Annotated in this window: 13 protein-coding genes and 1 riboswitch; of the genes, 5 read left to right on the plus strand and 8 right to left on the minus strand. The window is 62.3% G+C overall.

All coding sequences use genetic code 11. The features are described from left to right. Position 1: 1 nt before the first annotated feature. The 7 genes from KZO34_RS07565 to exaC form a co-directional block, all read right to left on the minus strand. Positions 2-1924: an alpha/beta hydrolase family protein gene (locus tag KZO34_RS07565; RefSeq protein ID WP_219475261.1), complete on the minus strand. Its 1923-nt coding sequence runs from the start codon at positions 1922-1924 to the stop codon at positions 2-4. Then, a complete protein-coding gene (pqqE, locus tag KZO34_RS07570) occupies positions 1890-3038 on the minus strand; it encodes a pyrroloquinoline quinone biosynthesis protein PqqE (RefSeq protein ID WP_219475264.1) in 1149 nt (382 codons plus the stop codon). The genes KZO34_RS07565 and pqqE overlap by 35 nt, the downstream gene beginning before the upstream one ends. After that, a complete protein-coding gene (gene pqqD, locus KZO34_RS07575; RefSeq protein ID WP_219475269.1) occupies positions 3035-3310 on the minus strand; it encodes a pyrroloquinoline quinone biosynthesis peptide chaperone PqqD in 276 nt (91 codons plus the stop codon). Before pqqD ends, pqqE begins: the two co-directional genes overlap by 4 nt. Then, complete coding sequence (pqqC, locus tag KZO34_RS07580; protein ID WP_219475272.1) at positions 3310-4065, minus strand: pyrroloquinoline-quinone synthase PqqC; 756 nt, start codon at positions 4063-4065, stop codon at positions 3310-3312. Before pqqC ends, pqqD begins: the two co-directional genes overlap by 1 nt. A gap of 2 nt (positions 4066-4067) precedes the next feature. Further along, the gene (gene pqqB, locus KZO34_RS07585) at positions 4068-4991 is read right to left on the minus strand and encodes a pyrroloquinoline quinone biosynthesis protein PqqB (RefSeq protein WP_219475276.1); all 924 of its coding nucleotides are present in this window, start codon (positions 4989-4991) and stop codon (positions 4068-4070) included. A 55-nt stretch (positions 4992-5046) separates the two neighbouring features. Continuing rightward, entirely contained in the window at positions 5047-5118 is a 72-nt protein-coding gene (gene pqqA / locus KZO34_RS07590; RefSeq protein ID WP_007153157.1) for a pyrroloquinoline quinone precursor peptide PqqA, read from the minus strand. A 331-nt stretch (positions 5119-5449) separates the two neighbouring features. Further along, positions 5450-6970: an acetaldehyde dehydrogenase ExaC gene (gene exaC / locus KZO34_RS07595; protein ID WP_219475279.1), complete on the minus strand. Its 1521-nt coding sequence runs from the start codon at positions 6968-6970 to the stop codon at positions 5450-5452. A gap of 333 nt (positions 6971-7303) precedes the next feature. Beyond that, positions 7304-7419: riboswitch (guanidine-I (ykkC/yxkD leader) on the plus strand. A gap of 60 nt (positions 7420-7479) precedes the next feature. Here exaC and KZO34_RS07600 point away from each other — a divergent pair. The 5 genes from KZO34_RS07600 (at position 7480) to KZO34_RS07620 (ending at position 14468) form a co-directional block, all read left to right on the plus strand. Next, positions 7480-8208, plus strand: coding sequence for an urea amidolyase associated protein UAAP1 (locus KZO34_RS07600; RefSeq protein ID WP_219475281.1), 729 nt, complete (start codon positions 7480-7482; stop codon positions 8206-8208). Positions 8209-8225: 17 nt separating this feature from the next. Further along, on the plus strand, positions 8226-8864 hold the full coding sequence (locus KZO34_RS07605; RefSeq protein WP_219475284.1) for an urea amidolyase associated protein UAAP2: 639 nt from the start codon (positions 8226-8228) through the stop codon (positions 8862-8864). After that, on the plus strand, positions 8855-12481 hold the full coding sequence (gene uca / locus KZO34_RS07610) for an urea carboxylase (RefSeq protein WP_219475286.1): 3627 nt from the start codon (positions 8855-8857) through the stop codon (positions 12479-12481). Before KZO34_RS07605 ends, uca begins: the two co-directional genes overlap by 10 nt. An 83-nt stretch (positions 12482-12564) precedes the next feature. Continuing rightward, the gene (locus tag KZO34_RS07615) at positions 12565-13632 is read left to right on the plus strand and encodes a putative urea ABC transporter substrate-binding protein (protein ID WP_219475288.1); all 1068 of its coding nucleotides are present in this window, start codon (positions 12565-12567) and stop codon (positions 13630-13632) included. 221 nt (positions 13633-13853) lie between these two features. Beyond that, positions 13854-14468, plus strand: a complete 615-nt coding sequence (locus tag KZO34_RS07620; protein WP_219475290.1) for a TetR family transcriptional regulator — start codon at positions 13854-13856, stop codon at positions 14466-14468. Here the strand turns inward: KZO34_RS07620 and KZO34_RS07625 are convergent. Further along, positions 14448-15317: a bile acid:sodium symporter family protein gene (locus KZO34_RS07625; RefSeq protein WP_219475292.1), complete on the minus strand. Its 870-nt coding sequence runs from the start codon at positions 15315-15317 to the stop codon at positions 14448-14450. The two genes, KZO34_RS07620 and KZO34_RS07625, sit on opposite strands and share 21 nt — an antisense overlap. Between the last annotated feature and the right edge of the window lie 128 nt (positions 15318-15445).

Here is a 15445-nt window from a genome sequence, read left to right on the forward strand (position 1 = left end):
TTTAACTCAAGTGATCGGCCTGAACATCGGCATTTTGGCTATGTTTCCGGTAAAAGCTGCAGAGCCACTCCATGGCTCCGGCCTGACTGGTCTGCTGGCGAAACCCATGCCCCTCGCCCTCGAACCAGTGCAGTTCGGGCGCGCCACCCGTCGCCCGGATTGCCGCCACCATGGCACGGGTCTGTTCGGGCACCACCACCCGGTCCAGACTGCCCTGGAAAAACACCACCGGGGCCGTAATGCTGGCAGCATGATTCAGCGGCGTGCGATCCTGCCAGCGTTCCGGAAACGCCTCGGGCGCGCCCAGCAACCAATCCAGATAACCGGATTCGAACCGGTGAGTGGCAGCCCTCAACCGCAACGGGTCGGTCACGCCGTAAAGGCTGGCACCGCCAGCAAAGCGGTCGCTGAGCACCAGCGCCATCAGGGCGGTGTAGCCTCCGGAGCTGCGGCCCTGAATAAACACCCGGTCGCCGTCCACCAGGCCAAGGTGCGCCAGATGGTTGGCGGCACGCCCCATGTCCTCCACGTCAGCCTCGCCCCAACGACCGGCCAGGGCCATGCGGAAGTCGCGACCAAACCCGCTACTGCCCCGGTAATTGATTTCTGCCACCGCAAAGCCCCGCTGGCACCAGAACTGGACCTGCGGATTGAACACCGGGTAAGCGGTCGAGGTGGGCCCACCATGGGCTATGAGGATAAGCGGCGGCAGCTCGCCGGCCCTCGACTCGGGGCGGTAGAGGAACCCCTGAATGGCGAGGCCACCGCCCGTGTCCGCTGGAATGGCAACATTCTGTGGACGCACCACCGGCCAGGCTTCCCAGGGCACCTCGCCCCCGGCCACAACCTCGACCACACCGGTCACGGCGGATATCTTCAGCACGGCATCCAGGGTGGCGTCGGAGCGGGCAATGCAATAGACGTGGTCACCCAGGCTCTGTACGCAGCGGAAATCCGTGTACCCACTGGCCAGCCGCTCCGGCGGTCCCGACGCCCCCGCTTGCAGCCACAGTTCGGCCACACCCTGCCGGTAGCTCACGCGGACCCAGCCGCCCTCGGGCAAGCCGCAGTGGTGTCGTTCACCCAGTTGCCAGGGAGCACTGGCATGATCCAGCGCCGGCGCATCCGTCGGTGACCAGCCCCCCACTCCGCCGTGATTCAGGAAACGATAGGGCTGCCACCAGCCCTTGTGGTCCGACAACAGCCACAAGGCATCACCGTAAAACACCGGCTGCTGAACGCTGGCGTCGACAGGCGGTAACCATGCCCGGGCGTTGAACAGAACGCCGTCGTCGTTAATCTCCGCGGTCCAGAGTGTCGAGTGAATCCAGGGCATGTCCGGCAGCTGCCAGCTGACCCAGGCCATCCGGCGGCCATCCGGCGAGAGTGCCGGCGCACCGTAAAAATCCTGGCCCTGATGGAGCACGGCCAGATGCCCCCGGTCATCAATGGCCACCAGCTGTTGACCGCCATTGCTCTCACGCACGGCCAATACCCGTGGACGGACGTTGTCGGCAACGAGCCCGCCGTAGCTGCCGGGATGATCCCGAGTCAGGGCCTGTTGGCTGCCGTCATTGAGGCCAAGTCGCACCACCTGATGCTGTTCCGACACGGCATACAGGCAGCCAGCCCCGGCACACAGGGCGCCGCCGCCATAGCCGTTGACCCGGCTGCGCACCTGCATGGTGTGGCCGGGCCTGACAGTCTCGCCGTCACTCAGGCCAACGATCACGGCGCCACCGACCGCCGGGTCAAACTCCAGCCAGAAGATGCCCGAATCAGAGACCACCAGCTCTCCCCGCTGTCTGAGTGCTGCGGCGGCTTGCCAGGCACTCAGGGGCGGTTGGGCGTTATTCGCCGTGGCGATGGTGTCGGTGGATTCGGCGCATTCAGCCCCGAAAGAAGAGCCGTGAATTGTTCGCATTCCGGAAGGTTAACTCCTCGATGCCGGCCGTGGCGTGATCCGCGGCTCTCCTGGCCGCAAGAATCCGATCGTGATGGGGCGATTTGCTGCAGACCGGATCGGCGTTGTCCGCGTTTCCGGTCAGCAGGTAGGCCTGGCAGCGACAGCCACCGAAGTCCTTGCCCTTCTCGTCGCAGGAGCGGCAGGGCTCCGGCATCCAGCTGTCGCCCCGGTAGTGATTGAAACCGGGGCTGTCGTACCAGATGCTTCGCAATGCCGTGTCTCGCACGTTGGGGAATTCGATGGGCAGCAGACGCGCACTGTGGCACGGCAACGCGGTGCCGTCCGGGGCCACCGTCAGGAACAGGCTGCCCCACCCGTTCATGCAGGCCTTGGGGCGCTCCTCGTAATAGTCGGGCGTCACGAAAATCAGCTTCATGACTGATCCTTTGGCCTCAAGCCGACGGCGATAGGCATTCACCTCGGCCTCGGCCTTGTCCAGCTGGGCTTTCGACGGCATCAGGCCCTCCCGGTTCTCGAAGGCCCAACCGTAATACTGGCAGGTCGCCAGCTCCACGTAGTCGGCCCCCAACCGGTCACACAGATCGATGATGTCGGTCATCTGGTGAATATTGTGACGGTGGATCACGAAATTCAGCACCATCGGGTATCCGGCGTCCTTCACCGCCCGCGCCATCGCCAGCTTCTGGTCGAACGCCTTGCGCGAGCCGGCCACCGCGTTGTTCAGTTCCGGATCGGAGGCCTGGAAACTGACCTGGATGTGATCCAGACCGGCGTCGGCAAACGCCTCCACCTTGGCCTCGTTCAGGCCCAGCCCGGAGGTGATCAGATTGGTGTAGTAACCCAGGTGACGGGCTTCGGCTATCAGCTCCGGCAGGTCCTGGCGCACCAGCGGCTCGCCCCCGGAAAAGCCCAACTGGGCCGCCCCCATGGCCCGTCCCTGGCGCAACACACTGACCCACTGTTCGGTGCTCAGCTCCTGCTCGGTCTGGGCAAAGTCCAGTGGGTTGGAGCAATAGGGGCACTGCAGGGGGCAGCGATAGGTCAGCTCCGCCAACAACCAGAGTGGCGGACCGACGGCGGCAGCAGGCGGAACGGATCGGTCGGCGGTCATGGCATTTCAATCCAGTGCTGCTGTTCGGCATCCTGCAGGAACTCGGTCACGTCCCGGGCCAGGGCGCCGGCGTCCGGGAATTTCTGTTCCAGTGACGCCACGATATCGGCCACGGTACGCTGCCCGTCCACTTCGTTCAGGATGGCCCCGGCGCTGCCATTAAGTTTGACCATGCCTTCCGGATAGAGCAGCACATAGGCCTCCTGGGCTGGCTCCCACTGGAAGCGGAAGCCCCGGCGGAATTTCGGTGTCCGGGCCATCACGTCTGCCATCACAGCCCCCGGTGCCACACTTGTTGACCGGTGACGGTGTGGTACGGCGGCGTTTGATGCATGTAAGCCATCGTCAGCGCATCCAACATAGACCATAAGATATCCAGCTTGAATTGAAGTATGTCTAGGGCCCGGGCCTGCTCGCCCTGGGAGGTGAAATGATCGAGCGTGATCGTGAGCCCGTGTTCGACATCCCGGCGGGCCTCGGACAGACGCTTGCGGAAATAGCTGTAGCCGCCCTCCTCGATCCAGGGGTAATGTTGGGGCCAGCTATCGAGTCGGGATTGGTGAATCTCCGGCGCAAACAGCTCGGTCAGCGACGAACAGGCGGCCTCCTGCCAGGTGGCCCGGCGGGCAAAGTTCAGGTAGGCGTCGACCGCAAACCGGACACCGGGCAACACGTGGCGTTGATCGATGACCTCTTCCCGGCTCAGCCCCACAGCTTCGGCCAGACACAACCAGGCTTCGATGCCCCCCTCGTCACCGTCATGACCGTCATGATCCAGAATCCGTTGCAGCCACATCCGCCGTACGCCGGCGTCCGGGCAATTGGCCATAATTGCGGCGTCTTTCCGGGGAATGTTGATCTGGTAGTAGTACCGGTTCGCCACCCAGCCACGGATCTGTTCCGGCGTGCACTGCCCGCCGTACATGGCTTTATGGTAGGGATGGTGAATGTGATAGAACTGCCCCTTGTCCCGCAGGGCCCGCTCAAAGTCCTGACGGTTCAAGGCGGTGGTGGCAATGGCGTTCATGGCTACCCCGACAGATTGATGTGCATCCCGTCCCAGGCGACTTCAATACCATGCTGCGCCAGTTCGGCACGTTCGGCAGAGTCTTCGTCGAGGATCGGGTTGGTGTTATTGATATGGATGAGAATCTTGCGCCGGGCCGGCATAGTGTCCAGCACCTCGATCATCCCACCCGGGCCGCTCTGGGCGAGATGCCCCATGGCCTGCCCCGTCTTGGTACCCACCTCCTGGCGGATCATCTCATCGTCGTGCCAGACGGTACCGTCCACCAGCAGGACATCGGCTTTGTCCATCCAGTCCAGGATACGCTGGTCCGGTTCGCCCAGGCCCGGCGCATAGAGCACCGTCTGGCCAGTGCGTGTATCTTCCAGAAAAATTCCGATGTTATCGCCGGGATGCGGCTTGTCCCGTCGGGGTGAATAGGGTGGCGCATTGCTGAGCAAGGGGATGGCGGTCAGCTGAATGGATGGGGCGCAAGGAATGGTGAACGGTACCTGCTCGGACGCTTCGATCGGCTGCCAGTTCAACCCGCCATTCCAGTGTTCCAGCATACGAAACAGCGGAAAACCACCACTCAAATCCTCGTGTACCTGGGCGGTGCACCAGACATCCATCGGCAACCCTTCACGCAGGGACAACAAGCCGGTGGTGTGGTCCACCTGGCTGTCCATCAGCAGAATGGCATCAATGCCGGTATCGCGCAGGGCCCGGGCCGGCTGCATGGCCGCAAACGAGGCCAGCTGGGCTCGGATATCCGGGGATGCATTGAACAGGACCCAGTGCTCACCATCGTCGCTCACCGCGATGGAGGACTGGGTGCGGGCACGGGCATTCAGGCTGCCTCTGCGGAAGCCGTCGCAATTGGCGCAATTGCAATTCCACTGGGGGAAGCCACCGCCGGCGGCGGAGCCAAGGACATGAATCTGCATGAACAGAACTCCGGAACGAAAACGGCCAGCGTATAGGGGCTGGCCGTCCTCTCTTTCAGCGATTGGCGAAGTACATGGTGACTTCGAAACCGATGCGCAGATCTTCGTAGGCTGGTTTGGTCCACATAATGCTCACCTCTTGTCGTCGTTGTCAGGCATTGATGGTGATTTATCAGTCTAGCCGATAACTCACTATTCATCGTAACGGCGCTGTTACCACCTCTATATGCTACTTTGGCACTGTTTTTCGGGGGCCTAAAGGCGCATTCCGGGGTTGGCCACATCGGGCTTTCCGGCCACAAAAAAAGGCCCTGGGAAGGGCCAAAAGAGAGTGACGGAAAACCCAAAACTTCCGCAGAAGTGCCACCGACCAGACGCCGGCAGCGGGAAGGTGCACATCCATTGTGCAGACTCACATGCGGGCCCGTGTGGAAGGGCCCGCGTACCGCAGTGACCAATCAGAAGAAGCCCAGCGGGTTGGTGTCGTAGCTCACCAGCATGTTTTTGGTCTGCTGGTAATGCTCCAGTGCCATCTTGTGGGTTTCGCGGCCAACACCGGATTTCTTGTAGCCACCGAAGGCGGCGTGGGCCGGATAAGCGTGGTAGCAGTTCATCCAGACCCGACCGGCCTGAATGTTACGGCCCATCCGGTAAGCCAGGTTGGTGTCACGGGTCCAGACGCCGGCACCCAGACCGAACTCGGTGTCGTTGGCGATGGCCAGGGCCTCTTCCTCGGTACGGAATGTGGTCACGCCCACCACCGGTCCGAAGATTTCCTCCTGGAACACGCGCATTTTGTTGTCGCCCTTGAACAGGGTCGGTTGGATGTAGAAGCCGTCGTTGAACTCCTCACCCAGGTCCTCGCGGTCGCCGCCAGTGAGCACCACGGCGCCCTCTTCCTTGCCGATGGCCAGGTAGGACATGATCTTGTCGAACTGCTCCTTGCTGGCCTGGGCACCCACCTGAACGTCGGTATCCAGCGGGTTACCGCGCTTGATCGACTTGGTGCGCTGAACCACCTTCTGCATGAACTCTTCGAACATGTCTTCCTGCACCAGCGCCCGGGACGGACAGGTACAGACTTCACCCTGGTTGAAGAACGCCAGCACCAGACCTTCCACGCACTTGTCAATGAATTCGGGCTCGGCCTTCATCACATCAGAGAAGTAGATGTTGGGAGACTTGCCACCCAGCTCCACAGTCGACGGAATGATGTTCTCGGCGGCGCACTTGAGGATGTGGGAGCCGACCGGGGTGGAGCCGGTGAAGGCAATCTTGGCGATGCGCTTGCTGCTGGCCAGGGCCTGACCGGCTTCGATGCCGTAGCCGTTAACGATGTTGAGCACGCCCGGCGGCAGCAGGTCACCGATGATTTCCATCAGCACCAGGATACTGGCCGGGGTCTGCTCGGCCGGCTTGAGCACGGTGCAGTTACCGGCGGCCAGGCACGGGCCCAGCTTCCAGGCCGCCATCAGCAGCGGGAAGTTCCAGGGAATGATCTGGCCCACTACACCCAGGGGCTCGTGGAAATGGTAGGCCACGGTGTTGGCGTCGATTTCGCCCAGGTGGCCTTCCTGCGCACGCAGGCAGCCGGCGAAGTAGCGGAAGTGATCGGCCGCCAGTGGGATATCGGCATTCAGGGTTTCACGGACCGCCTTACCGTTGTCCCAGGTCTCGGCAACCGCCAGCTTCTCCAGGTTCTCTTCAATACGATCGGCAATTTTCAGGAGGATGTTGGAGCGCTCCTGTACCGAGGTTTTGCCCCAGGCCGGTGCGGCCTTGTGGGCGGCATCCAGCGCCACTTCGATGTCTTCGGCGGTGGAGCGGGGAATCTCACAGATCACATCACCGGTCACCGGGGTGATGTTCTCGAAATACTGTCCTTTCACCGGGGCAACCCACTCGCCACCGATGTAGTTCTCATAACGGGATTTGAAAGAAACGACGGAGCCATCCTTTCCTGGTTGTGCGTAGATCATGGTCTCGACCTCTTGTTGTGTTTATCGCGGGCAACGCGGCCTGTCGCGCTTACTCATTCAATGTAGACCCCAACCAGACGAACGTGAATGATTCGATGGGGGCGAAAAACTCCTCCCTTGGTAGTAGTTGCCGGGACCGACGGCCGGGCTCTCCTGAGCACCGGCGTGCACCGCAAGGGTGCAAACGCCCCGACAGGACGCACACAAATCCGGCGAATCGCAATGAAATCGGGCAAAAACAGGTAGTTGGGAGGTTGGCACAGACACTGCAAAGCCTTTGTTACGCAGCGAGAAGTCGGTTACTGAAACCACAATCAAAGCGCGACAATCTGACAAATGGTCAACTAGGGTTCCGGCCTGCCCTTGCCCCGAACGGGGAATGCAGGCGACTGGTCCGAGAGTTGACGGCCTTTTCCAAGGCTACACGGCGGGACAAAAGCCCGGGAGGATCGTTCAGTTACTGACGCCTCTCGTGTTGTTGAAACACACCCAGCCATGAGGAAAAGGTTATGTTGCACACCGCAACCCCCCTCTACGACGATCTGATTCCCGGCGGATCCCACTGGTCCTTCATCATGCGCCGCGGCCACGTGTTGCGCCTGATCGATGAAACCGGCGGCACCAATGTCGGCATGTTGATGTACAACCCCGAGAATCCGCTCGAACGCTACAACATGCCGGACACCCTGAAGAACCAGCACACCTTCCTGCTGACCAAAGGCCACGTGCTGCTGTCCGACATGGGTCGGGTCTTCGCCTCCATCGTGCGCGATGACCTGGGCTGGCACGACACCGTGAGCGGCACCTGCAACGCCGATCTGGTGGCCCAGCGCTGGGGCCGGAAAACCTATCAGGAAGCCCACAACCACTACCATCGCAATGGCTTCTCAAGCTTCCTGAACGAGTTGGCGAAATACGGACTCGGCAAGAAGGACCTCACCGCCAACCTGAACTGGTTCAGCAAGATGCAAACCGACGACGACGGCAACATGGCGTACGTCAGTGATCACTCCCACGCCGGCGCCACCGTGGACCTGCGGTTCGAGATGGACACCATCGTGGTGCTGCACACCTGTCCGCACCCCCTTAACACTGCCGCCGAGTACCCAAGCCATCCCCTGCGCTACCAGCTGTTCAGGGCTGCACCGGTGACCGATGCCGACCCCTGCAAGATCTCGTCACCGGAGGCCACCCGCGCCTTCGCCAATACCGCCCTGTATCACCTGATGCAGCCCTGATCCAGAGGAGGCCGGACATGATTAGAGAAAGCGCACTGAACGCAGAAACCGCCAGCTTCCGCGAGACGGTCCCGGCGGGGGAATACTTCCTGAAGGTGGTCAAGGCCGGGGAAACCGTCCGCATTCTGGACCTGGAGGGTAACCAGGCGGCCGACACCCTGTTCTACAACGCCCACAACCCGACCGAACGCTACAGCGCCGTGGACACCATCCGGGAGCAGGGCAACGTCTACCTGACCGCCGGCTCGAAGCTGATGTCCTCGGAAAACAACGTGATGCTGGAGATCACCGCCGACACCTGCGGCCGCCACGACACCCTCGGGGGCGCCTGTGCCGCCGAAAGCAACACCACCCGCTATGCCCTGGAAAAGAAATGCATGCACGCCTGCCGCGACAGCTGGCTGGTAGCGGTCACCGAGCATGAAGAGCTGGGCATGACCAAGCGGGACATCACCCACAACATCAACTTCTTCATGAACGTGCCGGTCACCGCCGAGGGCGGGCTGACGTTTGCCGACGGCATCTCTGACGCCGGCAAATACGTCGAACTGCGGGCCGAAATGGATGTACTGGTGATGATTTCCAACTGCCCCCAGTTGAACAACCCATGCAACGCCTACAACCCGACGCCCATCGAGGTGCTGGTATGGAGCTGAACCGGCACATCGACAAAGTCCTGATCGCCAACCGCGGCGCCATCGCCTGCCGGATCATCCGGACCCTGCGGGCCATGGGCATCACCTCGGTGGCGGTCTACGCCGAGGCCGATGCCGACTCGCTGCACGTGCGTCAGGCAGACGAAGCCTGGCCACTGGGCGAGGGCCCGGCGGCGACCACCTACCTGGACCAGGACAAACTGTTTGAGATCGTGGTCGAGAGCGGGGCCGGCGCCATTCATCCGGGCTACGGCTTTCTCAGCGAGAACGCCGGGTTTGCCCGCCGGTGCGAGGCCGCGGGCGTGGTGTTCCTCGGCCCCACCGCGGAACAGATGGAACAGTTTGGCCTGAAGCACACCGCCCGGGCTCTGGCGGAAGCCGCCGGCGTACCACTACTGCCGGGCACCGCCCTGCTCTCGAACCTCGACGACGCCCTGGCCGCCGCCGAACAGATTGGCTACCCGGTGATGCTGAAGAGCACCGCCGGTGGTGGCGGTATCGGGATGTCCCGCTGCTACGGGGCGGACGATCTGCGCAACAGCTTCGAGTCGGTCCAGCGCCTGAGCCAGAACAACTTCAGCAACAGCGGCGTGTTCCTGGAGAAATTTGTCGAACACGCCCGCCACATCGAGGTGCAACTGTTCGGTGATGGCCAGGGCCAGGTCGTCGCCCTGGGCGAGCGCGATTGCTCGGCCCAGCGCCGCAACCAGAAGGTGATTGAGGAGGCCCCGGCGCCGGGACTGACGGAGACGGTCCGTGAGCGCATGCACGCCACTGCCCGCCAGCTTGGCGAGCGTATCGCCTATCGCAGCGCCGGCACCGTGGAATTCATCTACGATCCGGACACTGCCGAGTTCTACTTCCTCGAAGTGAACACCCGCTTACAGGTGGAACACGGGGTCACGGAACAGGTCTACGGCGTCGACATCGTGCGCTGGATGGTGCAACTGGGCATGGGCACCCTGCCCGACCTGTCGACACTGGCCGGCGATCTAAAACCCTCTGGCCACGCCATTCAGGCGCGGCTGTACGCCGAGGATCCCAACAAGGACTTCCAGCCCAGCGCCGGGTTGTTGACCGATGTCCACTGGCCGGACGACGACAGCCTGCGGGTCGATCACTGGATCCAGCCGGGCACCGAGGTCTCGCCATTGTTCGACCCCATGCTGGCCAAGGTCATTGTTCACGACCGGGACCGCGACTCCGCCCGCCAGCATCTGATCGCCGCGCTGGACGACAGCCAGCTGTACGGCATCGAAACCAATCTGGCCTACGTTCGCCAGGTCCTGGACGACCCGCGGTTCGTCGAAGGCCGGCTGTTCACTCGCACGCTCAACGAATTCGACTACCGCCCCGCGACCGTGGACGTCGTCAGTGGCGGTACCCTGACCACCATTCAGGATTACCCCGGCCGGATCGGCTACTGGGAAATCGGCGTGCCGCCGTCCGGTCCGTTCGACAGCTATTCGTTCCGGCTCGGTAACCGCCTACTGGGCAATGAGGACGGCGCTCCCGGCCTGGAGATCACCCTGAAAGGACCCACCCTGGTCTTCAACCGGGCCACCCAGATCGTCCTGACCGGCGCCGAGCTGAATGCCAGCCTGGACGGTGAGCCGGTAGGCTTCTGGAAGGTGGTGGAGGTGCCGGCCGGTGCCACACTGACGCTCGGCGCCACCACCGCAGACGGCGCCCGGGCTTACGTCCTGTTCCGGGGCGGACTGGACTGCCCGGAATACCTGACCTCCCGCAGCACCTTCACCCTGGGCCAGTTTGGCGGCCATTGTGGTCGGGCCCTGCGGGCCGGTGATGTGCTTGCCCTGCCGGACGCCGCTCCGGTTGCGGCCACGACCCTGCCGGTTGACCTGAAACCGACCATCGGCAAGACCTGGGAGTTGCATGTGACCTATGGCCCCCATGGCGCGCCGGACTATTTTACCGGGCAGGACATCGACACCTTTTTCGATAGCGACTGGGAGATCCATTACAACTCCAGTCGCACCGGCGTACGTCTGATCGGACCAAAACCCGAATGGGCCCGCAGCGACGGGGGCGAAGCCGGCATGCATCCTTCCAACATCCACGACAACGCCTACGCGGTGGGCACGGTGGATTTCACCGGGGACATGCCGGTGATTCTCGGCCCGGACGGCCCCAGCCTGGGCGGATTCGTCTGCCCGGTCACGGTCATCAGCGCAGACCTCTGGAAACTGGGTCAGCTCAAGGCCGGCGATAAGGTCCGGTTTGTGCCGGTCAGCCAGGACCAGGCCGTGGCCCTGCGCATAGCCCAGGACCAATCGGTGGAGACGCTCTCCACCCATCCCGTTGCCGTGACACCCATCCATCCGGAAACCCCGATTCTGGCCTCACTGGACACCGAACAGCATGAAACCGGCGTGATCTACCGTGCCGCCGGCGACAACTACGTGCTGGTGGAATACGGGCCGATGGAGCTGGATATCCGCCTGCGCTTCCGGGCTCATGCGCTGATGCTCTGGCTCAGGGACCACAACCATCCCGCCATTCTGGAGCTGACGCCGGGCATCCGTTCCCTGCAGGTGCATTACGACAGCCGCGCACTGGAACAAGGGACCCTGCTGGAGCTGCTGATCACAGCCGAGCAGGACCTGGAGCGGCAGCCTGAATGGGACGTTCCCGCCCGCATCGTGCACCTGCCCCTGTCCTGGGATGACGAGGCCTGCCACACCGCCATCGCCAAATACATGCAGTCGGTGCGCAAGGACGCCCCCTGGTGCCCGAGCAACCTGGAGTTCATCCGGCGCATCAATGGCCTGGACAGCATCGACCAGGTCAAGAAGACCCTGTTTGAGGCCAGCTACCTGGTGATGGGGCTGGGCGATGTCTATCTAGGCGCGCCGGTGGCCACGCCCCTGGACCCACGGCATCGACTGGTCACCACCAAGTACAACCCGGCCCGGACCTGGACCGCGGAAAACTCCGTTGGCATCGGCGGCGCCTACCTGTGCATCTATGGCATGGAAGGCCCCGGGGGCTACCAGTTTGTGGGGCGCACCCTGCAAATGTGGAACCGCTACCGCACCACCGAGTTCTTCGAAGACGGCAAGCCCTGGCTGCTTCGGTTCTTCGACCAGGTGCGCTTTTACGAGGTCAGCGCCACGGAATTGCAGCGAATCCGGCGCGACTTTCCCAACGGCGATTACCCGATCCGGGTCGAGGAGACCCGCTTCAACCTCCGGGACTACGAACAGTTTCTCGCCGACAACGACGATGAGATCCGGGCGTTCACCGGCCAGCGGCAGCGAGCCTTTGATGAGGAACTGCAACGCTGGATCGAATCCGGCCAGATCAACTTCAGTTCCGAAGCGCCCATGGAAGACACCGGCGAGGACGACATCACCAACCTCCCGGACGGTCAGCATGCGGTGGAAAGCCACGTGGCCGGCAATCTCTGGGAGTGTCTGGTGCAGGCCGGCGACGTCATCGAGGCCCAGCGGCCGGTGGCAATCATCGAGTCCATGAAAATGGAAATCGAACTGCTGAGCCCCGTCAGCGGCCGCGTGGTCGAGATACGCCGGGAGGCGGGCCAGGCGGTTTCACCGGGCACCCCGGTGGTGATCGTGGAAGCCATAACCGAGTGACATGCCAACAACCCACGCAACAAGTGATAACAACCGTAGAACACCAACCCTGCAACAACGGGCAAGGCCCGAGGAGAGACACCATGAAAAAACGTGACTTCAGCAAACGTCTTGCGGCCGGTCTGGTAACGGCCTCCCTGTCCCTGGGTGCACTGGCCCAGGAAAAAGACTCCTTCAGCATCGCCTGGACCATCTACGCCGGCTGGGTTCCCTGGCAGTATGCCGAGGACTACGGAATCATGAAGAAGTGGGCGGACAAGTACGACATCGACGTCGACATCGTGCAGGTCAACGACTACATCGAATCCATCAACCAGTTCACCGCCGGCCAGTTTGACGGCGTAGTCGCCACCAGCATGGACGGCCTGTCCATTCCTGCCGCCTCCGGTGTCGACACCACCGCACTGATTGTCGGCGACTACTCCAACGGCAACGACGGTCTGGTGTCCAAGGACGCCACGGGCATTGCCGAGCTGGAAGGCGAAACCGTGCACCTGGTCGAGCTGTCCGTATCCCACTACCTGCTGGTCCGGGCCCTGAACACCGTCGGACTGGAGGAGCGTGACATCAGCGTGGTGAACATTTCCGACGCCGACCTGGTCTCGGCGTTCCAGACCGACGACGTCCGCCATGTGGCGACGTGGAACCCGCTGCTGGCAGAGGTGGAAGCCTATCCGGACGCCACCAAACTGTTCGATTCCAGCGAGATCCCGGGCCACATCAAGGATCTGACCCTGGTGAACACCGAAACCCTCGCGGACAACCCGAAGCTGGGCAAGGCCCTGGTCGGCGCCTGGTATGAAACCATGAGCATCCTGGCGTCCGACAGCGAGGAAGGTCAGGAAGCCCGTGCGTTCCTGGGTGAACTGTCCGGTACCGATCAGGCGGGCTACGAAGCCCAGCTGGCCGGCATGAAGATGTTCTGGGAGCCGCAGATGTCGGTGGACTTCATCAACAGCGAGGAAGCCCATGACGCGATGGACAGCGTTCGCCAGTTCTCCTTCGACAAGGGTCTGCTGGGCCAGGGCGCGATGAGCCCGGACTTTGTCGGTATCGAGTTTCCGGACGGATCGGTCATGGGTGACGAGGGCAACGTGAAGTTGCGCTTCAACGATGACTACATGGCGATGGCGGCGGACGGCGAGCTTTAAGCTCGCCCGGACTTGCCTGATCAACCACCGAAGGGCACGATATTCGTGCCCTTTTTCATGCCCTGGGGAGGGTTGGTGCGGGGTGCCCTTTACGAAACACGCTCCTTGCGGCACGTCCATGTGACGCTTGAGCTCCGCCATCCATGGCTCCGCACAGTTTCGTAAAGGGCACCCCGCACCAACCTTCAGAGCTCACAGTTGTTACAGAGTTTTCGATACCAATGCGCCGTACCAAGGAAGACGCCGAAAAAACCCGCCTGACTGTGCTTGAAGCTGCGCTGACCCTGTTCAGCCGAGACGGCTATTCACTCACGACCCTGAGTCGAATTGCGAAAGAGGCCGGCTGCAGCCGGGGCCCGATCTACTGGCACTTCCAGACCAAGGACGACCTGTACGAGGCGGTGCTCGCCTATTCCCAGGAACCGCTGGAGGCTCTGGTGGCAGAGTGCCAGGCCATGGACAACCGGCCCGTCGATGCCATGAACCATTTCATCGAACGCTGGCTGGGGCTACTTGCCAACGACCGGAAATACCGGCAGTCGTTCGAGATCCTGCTGAACAAGACCGAACTGACCGACGCGATGAACCGGACCCTGAAGCGGGAACGGCAGCTGACCCGGTCAATCATTGCACTGTTTCAGACGCTCGTGGAGCAGGCACAGAAGGATGGACAGATAACCACGGAGGAAGCCCCGGAAGACCTCGGACTGCTGAGTTATACCTACCTGATGGGCATCACCCAGACCTGGCTGTTCTCTCCCCGGCTGTTCTCGCTGAAACAGCAGGCGCCGTTCTTCCAGCGCCAGTTCTGGCGGCTACTGGTGGGCCGGGACTAGGCGTCGGCCCATGGCAATCAGGACGCAGCCAAAGCCGTACATCAGCACGCTGTAGACCACGGCCGGAATCGACATCTCACTGGATTCAAGCAGGGTCAGGGCCACCATTAGGGCGATGGTACCGTTCTTGATGCCCAGCTCCACGGCAATGGCCAGGGATTCCCGCTGCGACAATCCCACCAGGCGGCTGACGCCCAGCCCCACAGCAACGCCAATCAGGTTCAGCAGGAACGCCGCCGGCCCTGCTTGCGACAGCAGCTCAGGCAACCGCTCCCGCGATCCCCACAGCAGGGCGATGATCAGTAACAGCAGCACAATGCCGCCAAAAATACTGACGATGCCCTCGGCTTTCTGCGCCTTGGCCGGCGCCCGGGTGCGGATGAACATGCCAATGGACACCGGCAGCAGCACGATCACCACCAGCATGGCAATGGTCTTGCCCACCGGCAGGGAAATGTTGGCGGCCTCGCCGAAATACATCTGCAACGCGTAGTTGGTGAAGAAGGGCAAGGTCACGATGGTAATCAGGCTGGCCGAGACGGTCAGCAGAATGGACAGGGCAATGTGGCCTCGGGCCAGCAGCACAAACAGGTTCGAGGTGGTGCCGCCGGGGCAGGCGGCAATGATGACCAGCCCCACGGCAAGCGCCGGCGCCAGCCCCAGTGTGCCGGCGATGGCAAAGGCCACCAGGGGCATCAGCAGGATCTGGGCCACGGTGCCAACAACGATGCTGCGTGGATTCCTCGTGACCTGGCCAAAATCCCGGATGGTGAGGGTCAGGCCGATACCAACCATGATGATGAACAGGGAAACTGGCAGACCGATCGAGATCAGCGGACTGGACTCCACGTTGTGTCTCCTGATTATTGTTGTTGGTGAGTCCTGCCCAATGACAGGAACCTTGCAGTCTAGTCGAAAGATCGCCTCCAGAATGTAAAAGAGTTGACAGTCTTGCGGGCGGAATTCTGTTGGGGCGA

It is taken from the genome of Marinobacter sp. F4206, from assembly GCF_019392195.1.
Classification (GTDB): domain Bacteria; phylum Pseudomonadota; class Gammaproteobacteria; order Pseudomonadales; family Oleiphilaceae; genus Marinobacter.

Coding starts and splice junctions, on each gene's coding strand:
- KZO34_RS07565 (WP_219475261.1), bottom strand. CDS start 1,924: ATGCGAACAATTCACGGCTCTTCTTTCGGGGCTGAATGCGCCGAATCC.
- pqqE (WP_219475264.1), bottom strand. CDS start 3,038: ATGACCGCCGACCGATCCGTTCCGCCTGCTGCCGCCGTCGGTCCGCCA.
- pqqD (WP_219475269.1), bottom strand. CDS start 3,310: ATGGCAGACGTGATGGCCCGGACACCGAAATTCCGCCGGGGCTTCCGC.
- pqqC (WP_219475272.1), bottom strand. CDS start 4,065: ATGAACGCCATTGCCACCACCGCCTTGAACCGTCAGGACTTTGAGCGG.
- pqqB (WP_219475276.1), bottom strand. CDS start 4,991: ATGCAGATTCATGTCCTTGGCTCCGCCGCCGGCGGTGGCTTCCCCCAG.
- exaC (WP_219475279.1), bottom strand. CDS start 6,970: ATGATCTACGCACAACCAGGAAAGGATGGCTCCGTCGTTTCTTTCAAA.
- KZO34_RS07600 (WP_219475281.1), top strand. CDS start 7,480: ATGTTGCACACCGCAACCCCCCTCTACGACGATCTGATTCCCGGCGGA.
- KZO34_RS07605 (WP_219475284.1), top strand. CDS start 8,226: ATGATTAGAGAAAGCGCACTGAACGCAGAAACCGCCAGCTTCCGCGAG.
- uca (WP_219475286.1), top strand. CDS start 8,855: ATGGAGCTGAACCGGCACATCGACAAAGTCCTGATCGCCAACCGCGGC.
- KZO34_RS07615 (WP_219475288.1), top strand. CDS start 12,565: ATGAAAAAACGTGACTTCAGCAAACGTCTTGCGGCCGGTCTGGTAACG.
- KZO34_RS07620 (WP_219475290.1), top strand. CDS start 13,854: ATGCGCCGTACCAAGGAAGACGCCGAAAAAACCCGCCTGACTGTGCTT.